General features: G+C 64.8%; 14 protein-coding genes. 1 reads left to right on the top strand and 13 read right to left on the bottom strand.

Annotation, left to right across the window (positions count from 1 at the left end; genetic code table 11):
- Positions 1-8: 8 nt before the first annotated feature.
- Positions 9-803, bottom strand: a complete 795-nt coding sequence (gene lpxA, locus QJT82_RS36095; RefSeq protein ID WP_028339663.1) for an acyl-ACP--UDP-N-acetylglucosamine O-acyltransferase — start codon at positions 801-803, stop codon at positions 9-11.
- A 148-nt stretch (positions 804-951) separates the two neighbouring features.
- Here lpxA and QJT82_RS36090 point away from each other — a divergent pair, with 148 nt between their 5' ends.
- Entirely contained in the window at positions 952-1275 is a 324-nt protein-coding gene (locus QJT82_RS36090; protein WP_028339662.1) for a KTSC domain-containing protein, read from the top strand.
- 12 nt (positions 1276-1287) lie between these two features.
- Here the strand turns inward: QJT82_RS36090 and fabZ are convergent, their stop codons facing one another.
- The 12 genes from fabZ to dnaE form a co-directional block, all read right to left on the bottom strand.
- Positions 1288-1746 carry a 3-hydroxyacyl-ACP dehydratase FabZ gene (fabZ, locus tag QJT82_RS36085; protein ID WP_016841580.1) on the bottom strand — a complete coding sequence of 153 codons (459 nt, stop codon included), beginning with the start codon at positions 1744-1746 and terminating at the stop codon, positions 1288-1290.
- Positions 1746-2807 (bottom strand): UDP-3-O-(3-hydroxymyristoyl)glucosamine N-acyltransferase, encoded by a 1062-nt coding sequence (gene lpxD / locus QJT82_RS36080; RefSeq protein ID WP_028339661.1) that lies wholly within the window; start codon positions 2805-2807, stop codon positions 1746-1748. Before lpxD ends, fabZ begins: the two co-directional genes overlap by 1 nt.
- Positions 2808-2839: 32 nt before the next feature.
- The gene (gene bamA / locus QJT82_RS36075) at positions 2840-5380 is read right to left on the bottom strand and encodes an outer membrane protein assembly factor BamA (RefSeq protein WP_028339660.1); all 2541 of its coding nucleotides are present in this window, start codon (positions 5378-5380) and stop codon (positions 2840-2842) included.
- A 175-nt stretch (positions 5381-5555) separates the two neighbouring features.
- The gene (rseP, locus tag QJT82_RS36070; RefSeq protein WP_028339659.1) at positions 5556-6707 is read right to left on the bottom strand and encodes an RIP metalloprotease RseP; all 1152 of its coding nucleotides are present in this window, start codon (positions 6705-6707) and stop codon (positions 5556-5558) included.
- Between the two features lie 43 nt (positions 6708-6750).
- Positions 6751-7977 (bottom strand): 1-deoxy-D-xylulose-5-phosphate reductoisomerase, encoded by a 1227-nt coding sequence (dxr, locus tag QJT82_RS36065; RefSeq protein ID WP_028339658.1) that lies wholly within the window; start codon positions 7975-7977, stop codon positions 6751-6753.
- 4 nt (positions 7978-7981) lie between these two features.
- Positions 7982-8854 carry a phosphatidate cytidylyltransferase gene (locus QJT82_RS36060; protein ID WP_028339657.1) on the bottom strand — a complete coding sequence of 291 codons (873 nt, stop codon included), beginning with the start codon at positions 8852-8854 and terminating at the stop codon, positions 7982-7984.
- Positions 8851-9609: an isoprenyl transferase gene (locus QJT82_RS36055; protein WP_028339656.1), complete on the bottom strand. Its 759-nt coding sequence runs from the start codon at positions 9607-9609 to the stop codon at positions 8851-8853. Before QJT82_RS36055 ends, QJT82_RS36060 begins: the two co-directional genes overlap by 4 nt.
- A gap of 20 nt (positions 9610-9629) precedes the next feature.
- A complete protein-coding gene (frr, locus tag QJT82_RS36050) occupies positions 9630-10193 on the bottom strand; it encodes a ribosome recycling factor (RefSeq protein ID WP_016844334.1) in 564 nt (187 codons plus the stop codon).
- A gap of 50 nt (positions 10194-10243) precedes the next feature.
- The gene (gene pyrH, locus QJT82_RS36045; protein WP_028339655.1) at positions 10244-10960 is read right to left on the bottom strand and encodes a UMP kinase; all 717 of its coding nucleotides are present in this window, start codon (positions 10958-10960) and stop codon (positions 10244-10246) included.
- Between the two features lie 73 nt (positions 10961-11033).
- Positions 11034-11957, bottom strand: a complete 924-nt coding sequence (gene tsf, locus QJT82_RS36040; RefSeq protein WP_028339654.1) for a translation elongation factor Ts — start codon at positions 11955-11957, stop codon at positions 11034-11036.
- A gap of 127 nt (positions 11958-12084) precedes the next feature.
- Positions 12085-13077 carry a 30S ribosomal protein S2 gene (locus QJT82_RS36035; RefSeq protein WP_028339653.1) on the bottom strand — a complete coding sequence of 331 codons (993 nt, stop codon included), beginning with the start codon at positions 13075-13077 and terminating at the stop codon, positions 12085-12087.
- A 217-nt stretch (positions 13078-13294) separates the two neighbouring features.
- Entirely contained in the window at positions 13295-16819 is a 3525-nt protein-coding gene (dnaE, locus tag QJT82_RS36030) for a DNA polymerase III subunit alpha (RefSeq protein WP_028339652.1), read from the bottom strand.
- Between the last annotated feature and the right edge of the window lie 744 nt (positions 16820-17563).

Genomic DNA, 17563 nt, shown 5'->3' with positions numbered 1-17563 from the left:
TCCCCTGCTCAATCGGTATCGGCGGGAAGGCAGAGCGGGCGCAGCTTGCCGCCCTCGATGAAGGCCAGGATTTCCGCAATCGCGGGATCCTCGCCGGCCAGCGGCTGCACCGAGGCCAGCCGCTCGGCGAAGATGCCGGGGCCGTGGAACAGCTTTTGATAGAACGCGCGCACCGTCGCCAGCCGCGCCTTGGTGAACTGGCGGCGCCGCATGCCGATGATGTTGAGTCCTTCGAGCACCGCGTACTGACCGTTGGCGAGGCCGAACGGGATGATGTCGCCGCGTACGCCGCAGACGCCACCGATCATCACCTGCGAGCCGACGCGGGTGAACTGGTGCACAGCCGACAGGCCGCCGATATAGACGAAGTCGCCGATCTCGCAGTGGCCGCCGAGCGTCGCCGACGTCGCGAAGATCACGCCATTGCCGACCATGCAGTCATGGCCGACGTGGCTGTTGTTCATGAAGAAGCCGCGATCGCCGACGCGCGTGAGCCCGCCGCCCTTGACCGTGCCGACATTCATCGTCACGCCCTCGCGGATGGTGCAGGCTTCGCCGACTTCGAGGCGGGTCGGCTCACCGCGATAACTGAGATCCTGCGGCGGCCCGCCGAGCGCCGCGAACGGCGAGATGATGCAGCCGGCGCCGATCCTGGTATGCCCGCTGATCGTGACATGCGCGATCAGCTTGCAGTTCTCGCCGAGCACGACGTTGGGGCCGATGATGCAGTACGGACCGATCTCGGTGCCGGCCCCGATCACAGCGCCATCGGCAATCCGCGCAGTCGGGTCGATCATGCTCATGAAGTTTCGGTCCGGAATTCGTTAATGGCGCCAAGGTGCTATCGAGGCACCAGGCTGTCGATTGGGGCGGTCGTTAGCGCGACTTTGCCCGCCCTGTCCAGTGACGTATCATGACCGCCTGTTGCAAACGAGAAGGTCGCAACCAATCATGGTCCGGGCCGCCGCGCTGATCCTCAGCCTGCTTTCTGCGCCAGTCGGCCCGGAGACGGTCGATCTCGGCCACAGCACGACGGTCGATCTCTCGAGCTTCGAATGCCGCGACATCAACCGCAGCACGATCGTCCAGCGGGTCTGCTACAGGGCGGATCAGCGCGCGCTGCTGGTCGCGGTCCGAGGCAGCTACCAGCACTATTGCGGCGTCCCTGCCGAAACCTACGACGCGCTGATGAACGCGCCGTCGATGGGCGTCTTCCTCAATCGCGTCCTGCGGATCGCGGGCGCGGACGGCCGCTACAGCTGCACAACGTCGTGAGCCCGGCGCGGCCTAATCCGTGAGCATCGCACCGACATCGGCCTCGGCGACGACCTGGCCGTTGACCTTGGCATCGCCGTGAAACCACCACATCGTCTTGCGCCGGCCGAGCGAGCGCATGTGATACTCGATGGTGTCGCCGGGCATCACCGGCTTCCTGAACTTGCACTTGTCGATGGTGAGGAAATACACCGCGCGCGGCTTCTCGGTGCCCTCGACCGACTTGATGCCGATGACGCCGGCGGTCTGGGCCATCGCCTCGATCATCATCACGCCGGGGTAGACCGGGCGGTCCGGGAAATGCCCCTGGAACGGCGGCTCGTTGAAGGTGACGTTCTTGATGCCGATGCCGCTGTAGTCGGTGCGGATCTTGATCACCCGGTCGATCAGCAACATCGGAAAGCGATGCGGGAGCGTCTTCAGGATATCGTTGATATCCACCAGCTCGAATTTGACCGGTGCCTCCTCCATCACTCCTGCCCCTCACCTTTGGCTTCGTTGTCGCGCACCAGACGCTCCACTGCGATAATTTCCCTGAACCACTGCTTGGTCGGCTTGGCGAAATGCCCGCCCCAGCGACCGTTGGCCGGGATGTCGTCCTTGACCGCGCTCATCGCCGTCACCTGGGCGCCGTCGCCGATCTTGAGGTGGTTGTTGATGCCCACCTTGGCGCCGAGCGCGACATTGTCGCCGATCGTCAGGCTGCCGGCGAGCCCGATCTGGGCCGCCAGCAGGCAGTGCCGGCCGATCGTCACATTGTGGCCGATCTGGACCTGGTTGTCGATTTTGGTGCCCTCGCCGATCACGGTGTCGCGCAGGGAACCGCGGTCGATGGTCGAGGCGGCGCCGACCTCGACATTGTTCTGGATCACCACGCGGCCGGTTTGCGGCACCTTCACATGGCCGGCCGGCCCGAAGAAGATGAAGCCGTAGCCGTCCTGGCCGATATTGCAGCCGGGATGGATCAGGACGTTGTTGCCGATCAGCGCGAACTGAATGGTGGTCTTGGCGCCGACATTGCAGTCGCGGCCGATCTTGACGTCGGCCCCGATCACCGCGCCGGCGCCGATGATGGTGCCCGAGCCGATCTCGACCCGCGGGCCGATCACGACCAGCGGATCGACAATGACGCCGTCCTCGAGGCGCGCGGTGGGATCGATAATTGCCGACGGCGCGATGCCCTCGGTGTCGAACCAGGATTGCGGCCGCAGGGCATCGGCGTGCCATTGCCGGGCGAGCTCGACGAACGCCTGGAACGGCTTCGCCGCCCGCAGCACGGCGGTGCCCTTCGGCACCTGCGCCTCGAAGCGCGGGCTGACCAGACACGCGCCGGCCTTGGTCGCGGCAAGCTGGTCGGCGTATTTCAGATTGTCGAAAAAGGCGAGATGCATCGGACCGGCCTCGTCGAGCGAGGCCAGCCCCCTGATCTGAAGCGCGCCCCTCTCGGGGTCGACCAGTTGCGCCTTCGTCAGCGCGGCTATTTCAGCCAGCGATGACGAAGGAGGACTCTTGAAGAAGATCGGCTGCGCCATTCCATCCGTCGCAGTCCGGTTGGCAATCGGTCTTAGAACGTCGTACCGCCGCCAAACCGGAATTCTTGCGTGCGGTCAAACGCACCCTTGGTCAGCGGCACCGCGTAGTCGAAGCGCAGCGGACCGAACGGTGACTGCCAGATCAGGCCGACACCGACCGAGGTACGGACAACCTTGCTGTCGTCGTAGCTCAGGCCAAGGCACGTACCCGGGGACGGCGGATTGTTCGTCGGCCTGATACAGCCAGGCACGTTGACTTCGCCGGTCGCCGCCCACGAGGTCGGGCCTTGGTAATCGTACAGGCCGCCGGCGTCGGCATAGACCGCGCCCTTGAGCCCGACTTCCTTCGGCAGGAACCAGAACGGCATCTGCAGTTCCGCCGACACGCCCCAGTACTTGGTGCCGCCGATGGCGTCCATGGTGCCGTACGGGTTGATGTCACGCGGACCGATACCGTTCGGCGCGAAGCCGCGGACCAGGTTCGGGCCCATCTGGAAGTGATCGAGCATGCGCAGATCCGAGGTCCCGAGCTTGTTCAGGATGCCGCCCTGGGCGTGGATCACGCCGACGATGTCGGAGACCAGCGGGGTGTAGTACTTCGCGTCGATCGCGGTCTTGATGTAGCTGACGTCACCGCCAACACCGGCGAAGTCCTGCTTGAAGTCGACGATCAGACCGTCGGTCGGGTTCTTGTTGTTGTCGAGGGTGTTGTAGTTGAGCGTGTAACCCAGCGCCGATGTGAGGGTCTTGCCGCCCGCCAGCTCCTTGCGGACCGGCAGGGAGGCTTCGCCGTCAAAGAAGCAGCCGAGACCATTGGTCGACACCAGGCTGATCCCGTTCAGGTTCGCATAGGCCGGGCTCGGATTGAACGCGGGATTGGGCGTTCCATCCGGCAGGAGCGGCACGTTGTTACAGTTGTTCAGCGTCGACGGCAGGGTGATTTCCTGCTGGTAGATCGAGTAGCGCAGCTGCAGCGACAGATCTTCCCGCAGGCTGAAGCCGAGCCGCGGGCTGAAGCCCAGCGTCTTGGTGCCGTACGCGATGTAGCTGTTGGACAGCTGCTGGCGCTGATAGAGGTCGAGGCCGAGCGCGACGCGGTAGTCGAGCAGATAGGGCTCGACGAACGACAGCGAGTAGCCGCGGGCATACTGGCCGTAGGTCACCGACGCCTTCGCGTACAGGCCGCGGCCGAGCAGGTTGCGCTCGGAGACGCTGACTTCGGCCAGCGCGCCGTCGGTGGTCGAGTAACCGCCCGACACCGAGAAGTCGCCGGTCGACTTCTCCTCGAGATCGACAATCAGGATGACGCGATCGCTGGAGGAGCCCGGCTCGGTGGTGATCTTCACCGTCTTGAAGAAGTCGAGGTTCTTCAGCCGGCGCTCGGCACGGTCGACCAACGCACGGTTGTAGGCGTCGCCTTCCGAGATATCGAACTCGCGGCGGATCACGTAGTCGCGGGTACGGCTGTTGCCGCGGATGTTGATGCGCTCGATATAGGTGCGCGGACCTTCGTCGATCGCGAAGGTGATCGACACCGTGTGATTGTCGAAGTTGCGATCGCCGCGCGGCCGGACCACCGCGAAGGCGTAGCCGCGGCGCGATGCCTCGATCTGCATCTCCTCGACCGATTTCTCCAGCGCCTCGGCATTGTAGAGCGAGCCGACATTGACGCGCGAGTAGGTGCGCAGCGCGTTCGGGTCGAGCGTTGCGATCGACGACGTATAGTTGACGGACGCGACGCGGTACTGCTGGCCTTCCTCGATCTTGAAGGTAACCAGGAAGCCCTTCTTGTCGGGATCGTATTCGGTCAGCGCGGCCACGACCTGGACGTCGGCATAGCCGTTCTTGAGGTAGAAGCGACGCAGCAGGTCGCGATCGGCCTCGACCCGGTCGGGGTCGTAGACGTCGTTGCCGCCGAGGAAGCTCAGGATGTTCGATTCGCGGGTCTTGATGACGTCGCGCAGACGGGACGCCGAATAGGCGCTGTTGCCGATGAACTCGATCGACCGGACGCCAGTCTTCACGCCTTCATTGACCTCGAAGATCAGGTCGACGCGGTTGTTCGGCTGCTCGATGATCTGCGGATTGACCCGCACGTCATAGCGGCCGGACCGGCGGTAGATTTCGGCGATGCGCAGGGCGTCCGACTGGACCATCGGACGCGAGAACGTGCCGCGCGGCTTGGACTGCACTTCAGCGGTGAGCTGTTCGTCCTTGATCTTCTTGTTGCCCTCGAAGGCAACGCGGCCGATCACCGGGTTCTCGACCACGACCACGACGAGGCGCCCGCCCCGCTGGTCGATATGGACGTCCTGGAACAGGCCGGTCTCGATCAGCGCCTTCAGACCGTCGTCGATCTGGGCCTGGCCCAGCCGACCGCCCGGCCCGGGATGGAAGTAGGAGCGGATGGTTTCAAGCTCGACACGGCGGTTCCCCTCCACCGTGATCGAATCGACGGTCTGCGCCGACGCAGACACAGACACAGCTACGGTCGCCAAGGTGGCAACCACCGGCGCGGCGAACATGACCAAGGCGGCGAACAGCCCCCCCCTCACTCGCATTCCAAACATCATGCGCAACGCGCCCTTATCTTAACGATGCCAGATCGTTCCCCAACGACCCGACAGATTCCCAACCTGCCGCTCAGCTTGTAACCAAATTTGCCAAGGGGGCAAACTTACTAGAGCTGAACATTTCCATTTTCGTTCCAAGACGTTGCCCATTGGCAACGCCACAAAAAAGCCCGTTTCAGGACCCGGCGATCCTGAGGATGTCGTTATACGTCGCAAACACCATCAACATCAGGACCAGACCCAGCCCGATTCGGAAACCCACCTCTTGCGTCCGCTCCGACAGCGGGCGTCCCCGCAGCGCCTCCGCACTGTAGAAAAGCAGGTGTCCGCCATCCAAAAGCGGGATCGGAAACAGGTTCAGCAGGCCGATCGAGACCGACAGGATGGCGCAAAGATTGATCACGAACTGGAACCCGGCGCTCGCGGCCTGCCCCGACAGCTTCGCGATTCCAATGACCCCGCTCACCTCGGCTGGATTGCCGGTTCCAACGAACAGCGACCCGAGGAACTTGAACGTGCTGGAAATGATGTACCAAACCTGCTCGACGCCGATCTTCAGGGCCTCCAGCACGCCGACCGAGGCGCTGGTCGCCTCGCCGACCTGAGCCTTATGCTCGATTCCCAGCACGCCGATTCGGTGGGCATTGCCGAAGGGGTCCTTGACCTCCCTGAGCGCCGGCGTCGCCTTGAGCGCGACGATCGCGCCATCGCGCTTCACCTTGAACCCAAGCTCTGAACCCGCGTTCGAGGCTACAATCCGCTGCATGTCGGCGAAGCTCTGGATCGCGCTGCCGTCGATATCCACGACGACATCACCGACCTTAAAGCCGGCGTTCGCGGCGACGCTTTCGGCCACCAGGCCGTCGACCCGGGCAATCGTGCTCGGCTTGCCGTAGTAGAGCGCCATGCCCGCAAAAATCAGGGCGCCGAGAATGAAGTTCGCCACCGGCCCGGCCGCGACGATGGCAGTGCGCTTTCCGACCGATTTGTGATGGAAGCTGCCTTCGCGCTCCTCCGCCGTCATGGCGGCGAGCGTCTCGGTCGACGGCGTCGATGCCTCGCTGTCGTCGCCGAAGAATTTGACGTAACCGCCGAGCGGTATCGCCGAGATCTTCCAGCGCGTGCCATGCCGGTCGTTGAAGCCGGCGAGCTCCGGCCCGAAGCCCAGCGAGAACGTCAACACCTTCACGCCAGCCCAGCGCGCGACCAGGAAGTGGCCGAGCTCATGGAAGAAGACGACGATGGTCAAGACGAAGAGGAAGGGAACGATGGTACCGAGAAGCCCATGACTCAACGCATTGATACTATGAATAAAATACTCGGGCATTCGATTTCCCTCGACAAGAGCCAAAGGCTCCGCCCCCAACCCTCTAGGTTGCCTTTAAGGCAATTTGAGGCAATAGGGCGGCAGCTTTATTTCGCGCGATATGGTCAACGGAAATCGCATCATCCGCCGAGCGCAGTGGTGGCTGATTCCCTGACTTGATCCAATCGTTCATCGTCGCCTCGACCAGCCGGGCGATCGCGCCGAACTTGATCTTGCCGGCGATAAACGCGGCGACCGCGATCTCGTTCGCGGCGTTGTAGACCGTCGTCGCGCCGTGCCCCATCCGCAGCGCCTCATATGCCAGCCGCAGTCCCGGGAAGCGCTCAAAGTCCGGCGCCTCGAAGGTGAGCTGTCCGATCTTGGCGAGGTCGAGCTTGGCGGACGGGCCGACGACGCGGTCGGGCCAGCCGAGGCAATGCGCGATCGGGATCCGCATGTCGGGCGTACCGAGTTGCGCCACCACCGAACGGTCGGAGAACTCGACCATGCCGTGGATGATCGACTGCGGGTGCACCAGCACGTCGATCTCGTCGGGCGCCAAAGCGAACAGATAGGACGCCTCGATCACCTCGAGGCCCTTGTTCATCATCGACGCGGAATCGATCGTGATCTTCTGCCCCATGCTCCAGTTGGGATGTTTCAGCGCCTGTTCCAGCGTCGCCTGCTCGATGTCGGCGGGCGCCCAAGTGCGGAACGGCCCGCCGGACGCGGTGATGATCACCCGCGTCAGTTCCTCGCGATTGCCGGAAGCCAGCGCCTGGAACAGCGCATTGTGCTCGGAGTCCGCCGGCAGAATGCAGGCGCCGGCCTTCTTGGCCCGCTCCATGAAGATATCGCCGGCGCAGACCAAACATTCCTTGTTGGCGAGCGCGACGGTGGCGCCGCGATCGACCGCGGCAAGCGCGGGCTTCAGCCCGGCCGCGCCGCTGACCGCCGCCATCACCCAATCGGCAGGCCGCGCGGCCGCCTCGATGATCGCGCTCTCCCCGGCCCCGCATTCGGTCCGGGTTCCGGCCAGCGCGTCCTTCAGCTCCGAAAGCTTCGCCGGGTCGGCAATGGCGGCGAACCGCGCGCCGAATTCCTTGGCCAGCTTGGCGAGGCCCTCGACATTGCTGTTCGCGGTCAGCGCCTCGACCCGGTAGCGGTCGCGCGCGCCGCGCAGCAGATCCATGGTGCTGTCGCCGATCGAGCCGGTGGCACCGAGGACGGTTACGGTCCGCACGGCGGACACCGCCGCGGCCTTGTTGTTACGCAACGGAACTGCGCTCATCTCATCACCAAACCATAAGACCGCGCCCGACGCCATCGGCGCCACCACGGAGAAACCCGAAAATCGCCGCCACAATGACGGCCGCGACAAATCCGTCCAGGCGGTCCAGGAGGCCGCCGTGACCGGGAATGATGTGGCTCGAATCCTTCACGCCGAACCGCCGCTTCACCGCGGATTCGAAGAGATCGCCGAGTTGCGAGACCACCGACAAAACGGCGCCGAGGATCAAGAGCGGACCGGTCGAGCCGATCTCGAAGGCGGCAAAGCCGGCAGCGATCAGCAGGCTCGCCACGAAGCCGCCGACCGCGCCCGCCCACGTCTTCTTCGGGCTGACCCGGACCCAGAGCTTCGGCCCGCCGATGCTGCGGCCGGCGAAGTAGCCGCCGATATCGGTGACCCACACGATCAGCAACACGAACATCAGCGCAGCAAAGCCCTTCGCCGCGTCGAGGCGCAGCAGGACCGATGCGATCTCGGCCCCTGCCGCATAGAGCAATCCCGCAATGGCCCAGTTGCGCCGCGCGCCGGACGTCAGTGCGACGGCAACCACACCGACCAGGAGTATGTCCAGGGCCGCATCAATGCGGCCGGCCATCAGGCAAAGTCCGGCAAGCAGCAGCGCGAGAGCACCAGGCACCGTGACGCGCAGGTCCCTCCCAAGCCCGGTGACAACGAGCCATTCCACGTACAATCCGATCGCCACCAACGTCACCAGCAGCGACCACGCGACGCCACCCAGATAAGCTAGTGCGATCGCGATCGGCGCCAAAACCAGCGCGGCAACCACGCGCATCACGAGATTGCGCGACCCCTGCTCGCTTGTAGCCGCCGGCGCCTGTTCGTTTGCTGCCGCCGGCGCGGCCTCGCCCTCGGTCACGATCCGGTTTTCGCAGCGAGTCCGCCGAACCGGCGCTCGCGCCTGCCGTATTCCGCAATCGCGCCTTCGAGCGCCGCCTTGTCGAAATCCGGCCAGTGAATCGGCACGAACACGAGCTCGCTATAGGCCGCCTGCCACATCAGGAAGTTGGACAGACGCTGCTCGCCGCTGGTGCGGATAATCAGATCAGGATCCGGGATGTCGGGCGCATCGAGATATTGCCCGAGCGTGTCGGCATCGATGGAACTGGCGTCGCGCTTGCCTTCGGCGACCTCGCGCGCAAGGCGCCGCGCTGCGGAAGCGATCTCCGCGCGCGAACCGTAGTTGAAGGCGACCACGAGGTTGAGTTTGTCATTATTCCTGGTCAGCTCCTCGGCTTCGTTGAGCAGCGCGCAGATGTCGGCGTCAAGGCCGTCACGCTCACCGATCACGCGTACCCGCACCCCATCGCGGTGCAGCGTCGCCAGATCGTTGCGGATGAAGCGGCGCAACAGGCCGAACAAATCGCCGATCTCGCTGGCCGGCCGCGACCAGTTCTCCGAGCTGAAGGAAAAGATCGTGAGATAGACGATGCCGATTTCATGGGCTGCACGCACCACGCGGCGCAGCGCCTCGACGCCGCGGCGGTGGCCCTCGACGCGCGGCAGGCCGCGCGACTTGGCCCAGCGCCCGTTGCCGTCCATGATAACAGCCACATGCAACGGACTGCCGGAGCGATCCGGTCCATCAGTTGCTGGGGCGGCGGCATTCGACATCGGCTGGTTCCCGTAGGCCTTCAGACCGTCAGGATTTCCTTTTCCTTGGCGGCGAGCAGCTGATCGATTTCGGCGATCATGCCGTCGGTCGCCTTCTGCACCTCGTTCGACAGGCGCTCCTGATCGTCCTCGGAGATCTCGTGATTCTTCTCGAGCTTCTTGATCACGTCGAGACCGTCGCGGCGCACGTGGCGCACCGCGACCTTTGCCGCTTCGGCGTATTTGTGCGCGACCTTGACGAGCTCCTTGCGGCGCTCCTCGTTGAGTTCGGGAATCCGCAAGCGCAACACCTGACCTTCGGTCGCCGGCGACAGGCCGAGATTGGAATCGACGATCGCCTTTTCGACCGCCTTCACCATCGTCTTGTCCCAGACCTGCACCGAGAGCAGGCGCGGCTCGGGCACGCTGATGGTCGCAACCTGGTTGAGCGGCATATGCGAGCCGTAAGCCTCGACCTGGACCGGCTCCAGCATGGAGGCCGCAGCACGGCCGGTGCGCAAACCGCCGAGCTCGTGCTTGAGCGATTGTGTGGCGCCCTGCATGCGGCGCTTCACGTCGTTGATGTCAAAACCAGGTGCGGCCATGACGTTCTCCCTTCCCTAGAAACCGGCTGTCGACGCCCGGAGGCGCGGCATCAGCCGGCGACGACCGTGCCGTGTCCGGTACCGCGCAGAATCGCACCGATCGAACCGGGCTCCGCGATCGAGAACACGATGATAGGCAGCGACGTCTCGCGGGCAAGCGCGAAAGCGGTCGCGTCCATGACCTTGTAGCCGCCCTCGATCGCCTGCGAATGGGTCAGGCGGTCGAAGCGCTTGGCTTTGGGGTCCTTCTTCGGATCGGCGCTGTAGACGCCGTCGACATTGGTGGCCTTCAGCACCGCCTGCGCGCCGATTTCGGCCGCGCGGAGCACGGCTGTGGTGTCGGTCGTGAAGAACGGGTTGCCGGTTCCACCGCCGAGCAGGACGATGCGTCCCTCGGCGAGATATTTGTGCGTTGCACTACGGGTGAACAGCTCGGAGATCTCCGGCATCACGAATGCCGATAGGGTCCGCGCCGGGGTTCCCTTGCGCTCGATCGCCGCCTCCAGCGCGAGGCAGTTCATCATGGTGGCAAGCATGCCCATGGTGTCGCCGGTCGGCCGGGAGACGCCGCGCGAGGACACCTCGACGCCGCGGACGATGTTGCCGCCGCCGATCACGACGGCGACCTCGATGCCTAGCTTACGGGCTGCGATCAGGTCGTCGGCGACGCGATCGACCGTCGGTTGATCGATACCGAACCCGTTGGAACCGGCCAGATATTCGCCGGACAGCTTGATCACCACGCGACGATAGATCGGCTCAGCCATGATGCGATCGCTTTCCTATCCCGCGCAGGCAGGCTTCCGGCGCAAAGCGCCGGAGGCCCTCTGGTGTCAGCGGTTACTTCTTGCCGCTGGCGGCCGCGACTTCGGCGGCGAAGTCGCTTTCCTGCTTCTCGATTCCCTCACCGAGAGCATAGTTCACAAAGCCAGCGATTTTGATCGCCCCGCCGACCTTACCCTCAGCTTCCTTCACCGCCTGGGCAACCGACTTGCCGCTGTCGTGGATGAAGGCCTGATCGAGCAGGCAGACCTCTTTGTAGTAGGTCTTCAGGCCGGAATCGACGATCTTCTCGATGACGTTCTCCGGCTTGCCCTGCTGGCGGTACTTGTCGGCCAGCACGTCCTTCTCGCGCTTGACGGTCTCCGGATCGAGCCCGGCCGGGTCGAGCGCCAGCGGCTTCGCCGCCGCCACGTGCATGGCGAGCTGGCGGCCGAGCACCGCGAGCTCGTCGGCCTTGCCGGCGGACTCCAGCGCCACGATCACGCCGATCTTGCCGGCGCCCTCGACGACCGCGTTGTGGACATAGCTCGACACCACGCCCTTGCTCACCTCGAGCGAAGCGGCGCGGCGCAGCGTCATGTTCTCGCCGATGGTCGCGATGGCGTCGGAGATCGCGGTCTCGACGGTGACGTCGCCGACCTTGGCCGCCTTGATGGTCTCGACATCGGCCCCGTTGTGCAGCGCGACCTGGGCGATCATCTTGACCAAGCCCTGGAACTGCTCATTGCGCGCAACGAAGTCGGTCTCGGAATTGACCTCGACGAGCACGCCCTTGGTGCCGGAGGTCAGCGCGCCGATCAGGCCCTCGGCCGCGACGCGGCCGGCCTTCTTGGCGGCCTTGGAGAGGCCCTTCTTGCGCAGCCAATCCTGCGCTTCCTGCATGTCGCCGTTGTTCTCGGTCAGCGCCGCCTTGCAATCCATCATGCCCGCGCCGGTCGACTCGCGGAGCTCCTTGACCATCGCTGCTGTGATCGTTGCCATCGTTCAATGCCCTTCTTGCCTGTACAGAAACCGCGGCGCCCGATGGCGCCGCTGTCTGCGACAGGGAAATCGTTGTTCGTGGAATAGAAGCGGCGGCCGGGCGAGACCCGGCCACGCCGCGTAACCTTTATTCCGCTTCGGCGAGCGTCTTGGCCTGGGCGACCCAGGCGTCGGCACGGCTCGGCAGACCGACTTCTTCGCCGATCTTGTGCGCGGTGTCGTGGTCGAGCTCGGCGAGCTGCCAGTAGTGGAAGATGCCGAGGTCGTTGAGCTTCTTCTCGATCGCACCGGACACGCCGGTGAGCTTCTTGAGGTTGTCGGCGGTGCCGCGCGGGCCGGCGAGGCCCTGGAAGCCGGACGGCGCAGCCGCCGGAAGGTCTTCTTGCACGGGCGTCGCCGACGCGCCGATGTCGATTCCGGAATCGCCCTGAGCGCGCGAGATGCCGTCGATGGCGGCGCGCGCCACGAGATCGCAATACAGCGAGATCGCGCGGCCGGCGTCGTCATTGCCCGGCACCACATAGGTGATGCCCTTCGGGTCCGAATTGGTGTCGACGATCGCGGCGACCGGGATGTTGAGCCGCTGGGCTTCCTGGATCGCGATGTCTTCCTTGTTGGTGTCGATCACGAAGATCATGTCGGGAAGACCGCCCATGTCCTTGATGCCGCCGAGCGAACGGTCGAGCTTGTCGCGCTCGCGCTGCAGCGTCAGCCGCTCCTTCTTGGTGTAGGAGTTGGCTTCGCCCGAGGACAGCACGTCGTCGAGATGACGCAGGCGCTTGATCGAGGCCGAGATCGTCTTCCAGTTGGTCAGCGTGCCGCCGAGCCAGCGCGAGTTGACGAAATACTGCGCCGAACGCTTGGCAGCGTCGGCAACGCCGTCCTGGGCCGAACGCTTGGTGCCGACGAACAGGATGCGGCCGCCCTTGGCGACGGTATCGCTGACCGCCTGCAGGGCACGGTGCAGCATCGGCACGGTCTGCGCGAGGTCGATGATGTGGATGTTGTTGCGGGCGCCGAAGATGTAATCCTGCATCTTCGGATTCCAGCGGTGGGCCTGGTGGCCAAAGTGAACGCCGGCTTCCAAAAGCTGACGCATGTTGAATTCGGGCAGCGACATAGATCTAATTCTCCGGTTGGTTCCTCCGGAAACGTGTGAGCAAACGTGCCTGAATGGCCCGGTTGCCACCGGACGGCCTTGAGAGCCATGTTTCCGTGTGAGATGGCGCGCTATATAGCGCGATTTGCGCGAGAAGCAAGGAAATACGGCCGGTTACACCGGCCGGCCTGACTCAAATCGTGCCGAAACGGCCCTGTTTGGCGCCCGAAATCCCCCTTTAGAGGGTCTGCACGTCGACCACGCCCGCCACCGCCTTGATCGCGCCGGCGATCTGCGGCGAGACCTTGTAGCGGCCGGGCAGCTTCATCTCCACCTCGGTTTCGAGGTCCAGCATCATCACCAGCGAGACGTCGCCATCGGCCCCTGCCGCCGGTGGCGGCGCGGCGACCGGCTTCACGGCCGGTGCCTTGGCGCCGCCGCCCGGGGCGGGCGCGGCTTCCGGCATGTTGAGGCGGCGGGCGATCGAATCCAGCGGCTTGGTGTCGCGGACGAAGATGCGCAGGCCCTTCTGCGTCTTGGCCGCGGCGTGATCCAGCGGCTCGGCGTGCAGCACCCTCGCCCGCACGTCCTCGCCCTGCAATTCGGCGCCGAGCTGCAACAGCACGGCCGCCCCCGGCTCGAGCACGTCGCGGTATTGCGCGAGGCCTTCCGAGAACAGCACCGCCTCGAAATGGCCGGTCGGGTCCGACAGGCCCATGATGCCCATCTTGTTGCCCGTCTTGGTACGCCGTTCCATGCGCGACACCACGGTTGCCGCTACCTTGCCAGCGGTGGCGCCGGTCTTCACCGCGCGCGAGAATTCCGCCCAGGACTGCACGCGCAGCCGCTTCAGCGCGGTCGCGTAATCGTCGAGCGGATGACCCGACAGGAAGAAGCCGATGGCGTCGTATTCGCGCCGCAGCCGGTCCGCAGGCAGCCACGGCTCGATCTGCGGCAGCATGATGCTCGGCGCATCCGCCGCGCCGCCGAACATGTCGTTCTGGCCCGAGGTCGCCGCCTCGTGGCTGCGCTGGCAGGCGGCGAGGATCGCATCGGCACCGGCGAAGACGCGCGCGCGGTTCGGCTCCAGCGTGTCGAAGGCGCCGGCCGCCGCAAGGCTCTCGATGATCCGCTTGTTGACCGCGCGCGGGCTCACCCTTGCTGCGAAATCGGCGAGCGAGGTGAAGGCGCCCTTCCTGTTGCGCTCCTCGATGATCTGCTCGACCGCCTGGATGCCGACGCCCTTCAGCGCCGCGAGCGCGTAGTAGATCGTGTTGTCGCTGACCTCGAAGGTTGCGCCGGAGCGATTGATGTTGGGCGCCTCGACCTTGATGCCGAGCCGCTGCGCCTCGGAACGAAATTCGGAGAGCTTGTCGGTGTTGTTGAGTTCGAGCGTCATCGACGCCGCCAGGAATTCGACCGGGTAATGCGCCTTCATATAGGCGGTGTGGTACGACACCAGCGCATAGGCGGCCGCGTGGCTCTTGTTGAAGCCGTAGTCGGCGAACTTGGCGAGCAGCTCGAAGATCGTCTCGGCCTGGCCCTTCGCCACGCCGTTCTTCATCGCACCGGCGACGAAGATGTCGCGCTGCTTGTCCATCTCGGCGCGGATCTTCTTGCCCATCGCGCGGCGCAGCAGGTCGGCCTGGCCGAGCGAGTAGCCCGCCATCTGCTGCGCGATCTGCATCACCTGTTCCTGATAGATGATGACGCCGAAGGTCTCCTTCAGGATCGGCTCCAGGATCGGATGCAGATATTCCGATTCCTCGTCACCGTGCTTGCGCGCGCAATAGGTCGGGATGTTCGCCATCGGGCCCGGGCGATACAGCGCCACCAGCGCGATGATGTCCTCGAAGCGGTCCGGCCGCATGTCGATCAGCGCGCGCCGCATGCCCTGGCTTTCCACCTGGAACACGCCGACGACGTCGCCCCGCGCCAGCATCTGATAGCTCGGCGCATCGTCGATCGGCAGCGTCGCGAGATCGACATCAACGTCGCGCTGCTTGAGCAGCTTCACCGCGACGTCGAGCACGGTCAGCGTCTTCAGGCCGAGGAAGTCGAATTTCACGAGGCCCGCCGGCTCGACCCATTTCATGTTGAACTGGGTCACCGGCATGTCGGATTTCGGATCGCGGTAGAGCGGCACCAGCTCGCTCAGCGGCCGGTCGCCGATCACGATGCCGGCGGCATGGGTCGAGGCGTGGCGCGTCAGACCTTCGAGGCGCTGCGCGATATCGAACGCACGCGCCACCACCGGATCCTCGTCGCGGAACGCCTGCAGCTTCGGCTCGCCATCGATCGCCTGCGCCAACGTCACCGGTGCTGCGGGATTCTGCGGCACCAGCTTGGTCAGCTTGTCGACCTGCCCATAGGGCATCTGCAGCACGCGCCCGACGTCGCGCAGCACGCCGCGCGCCTGCAGCGTACCGAAGGTGATGATCTGCGCCACCTGGTCGCGGCCGTAGCGCTCCTGCACGTACTGGATCACCTCGCCGCGGCGGTCCTGGCAGAAGTCGATGTCGAAGTCCGGCATCGAGACGCGCTCGGGATTGAGGAAGCGCTCGAACAGCAGCGCGAACCGCATCGGATCGAGGTCGGTGATGGTGAGCACCCAGGCGACCAGCGAGCCCGCGCCGGAGCCGCGGCCCGGTCCGACCGGAATGCCCTGCGCCTTCGCCCATTTGATGAAGTCGGAGACGATCAGGAAGTAGCCCGCATATTTCATGCGGGTGATGACGTCGAGCTCGAAGGCAAGCCGCTTGCTGTAGTCCTCCTCGGTCATTCCCGGCGAGAGACCGTGCACCCGCAGGCGATTCGCGAGCCCCTCCTCGGCCTGGCGCTTCAGCTCGGCGGCCTCGTCGGCGGCGGCATCGGCGCTGGCGGCGGCCCCCACCGTGAAGAACGGCAGGATCGGCTTGCGGGTCTTCGGCCGGAACGAGCAGCGCTCGGCGATCTCCACCGTCGAGGCCAGCGCCTCCGGGATGTCGGCGAACAGCACCGCCATTTCCGCGCGGGTCTTGAAGCGATGATCCGGGGTCAGTTGCTCGCGGTTGGTCTCGGCGATCAGGTGGCCGCCGGCGATGCAGAGCAGCGCATCATGCGATTCGTAGTCGTCATTGCTGGCGAAATACGGCTCGTTGGTCGCGACCAGCGGCAGGCCCTTGCTGTAGGCGAGATCGATCAGGCCGCCCTCGGTGCGGCGTTCCTTGTCGGCGCCGTGGCGCTGCAATTCGATGTAGAGGCGATCGCCGAACAGGCTGGCGAGGCGCTCGCAGCGGGTGGTCGCCAGCGCCGCCTGTTCGGCCCGGAGTGCCAGCGCGATCGGCCCGTCGGGGCCGCCGGTCAGCGCGATCAGGTCTTCGGCGTCGTCGGTGAGCCAATCGAACTTGATGTGCGGGGTCTGGTTGACCGGCGTCTCCAGGAACGCCCGCGAGTTCAGCCGCATCAGGCTGCGGTAGCCGCGCTCGCGCGCCGCCAGCAGCACGATTCGCGCCGGGCCCGTCGTCGCAAGGATGCTCCGCGTGTTCGGATCGACGTCGCCGAAATCCACCGCCAGCTCGCAGCCGACGATCGGCTGGATGCCGTAGCCGGCCATCTTGTCGGAAAATTCCAGCGCCCCGAACATGTTGTCGGTATCGGTCAGCGCCAGCGCCGGCTGGCGGTCGGCCTTCGCGAGCTCGCCCAGCTTGGCGATCTTGATCGAGCCCTTCAGCAGCGAATAGGCGGAATGAACGTGAAGATGAACGAATCCGGCATTCGGCATGGCTGCTTACGGAAGCTCTTGGGTCAGGGATGGAGCGAGCGCCTGGGCCGGAACTCGAAGCGTCAGACCCGACTCGCGATCCCATCGTGGGGCCTGAACCCTGCCAAGTCCACGCCGAACGCGGCCTGGCGGCAAGTCCTCCCGCTTTTCCCCAAGGGCAAGCCATGCCGTCGGCTATGCCCCAGTCCCCGCGGGCGCATTTTCAGAATTGGGTGATCAGCTGGGCCCACACCGCGATCATCCCGACGAACAGCGTGATCGATGCCAGCGCTGCAGCTTCCTGCACGAAAATCTTCAACATGGCCGCTCTCCCTGAACTGGAACGTATGCAGAACACTGTTCCTTTTTTGTTCTCGGAGTCAAGCAACGGTCCGTGGGTCAGATTGAAAACTGCCCGCGAAAGAATTCCCTTGGTTAATCGTGGTAGGAAGTGGCAGCGACTCGATAGTTTGAAGCGTTGCTGCGCTCAGCGTAGGACGTGCTGAATCACTTCTCAAACTGGGCTGCCAGCGTTGCTTGGGTAGTGGGTCGGTTTGATTGTGGCAGTCGGCCGGGGTGGAAATTGGCTGGCACAGGGTGCATATTTGCTCCATGAGCCACTGGCTAAAAACTGCCTTGATCATTTTCGGCATGTGCGCCGGGTGGATGGCCTTTGGTTACTTGACCACCGATGACGATGAGATCGTCCGAATCGTTGCGGCGCACAAATGACCCCTAAACGCCTCAGAGACCCCAGCCTCTGTG

Origin of the sequence: Bradyrhizobium sp. Mp19 (assembly GCF_029952935.1) — a bacterium.
GTDB classification, from domain to species: Bacteria; Pseudomonadota; Alphaproteobacteria; order Rhizobiales; family Xanthobacteraceae; genus Bradyrhizobium; species Bradyrhizobium elkanii.
The sequence above is the reverse complement of the archived record's forward strand: the minus strand, read 5'-3'. Positions and strand labels throughout refer to the sequence as shown.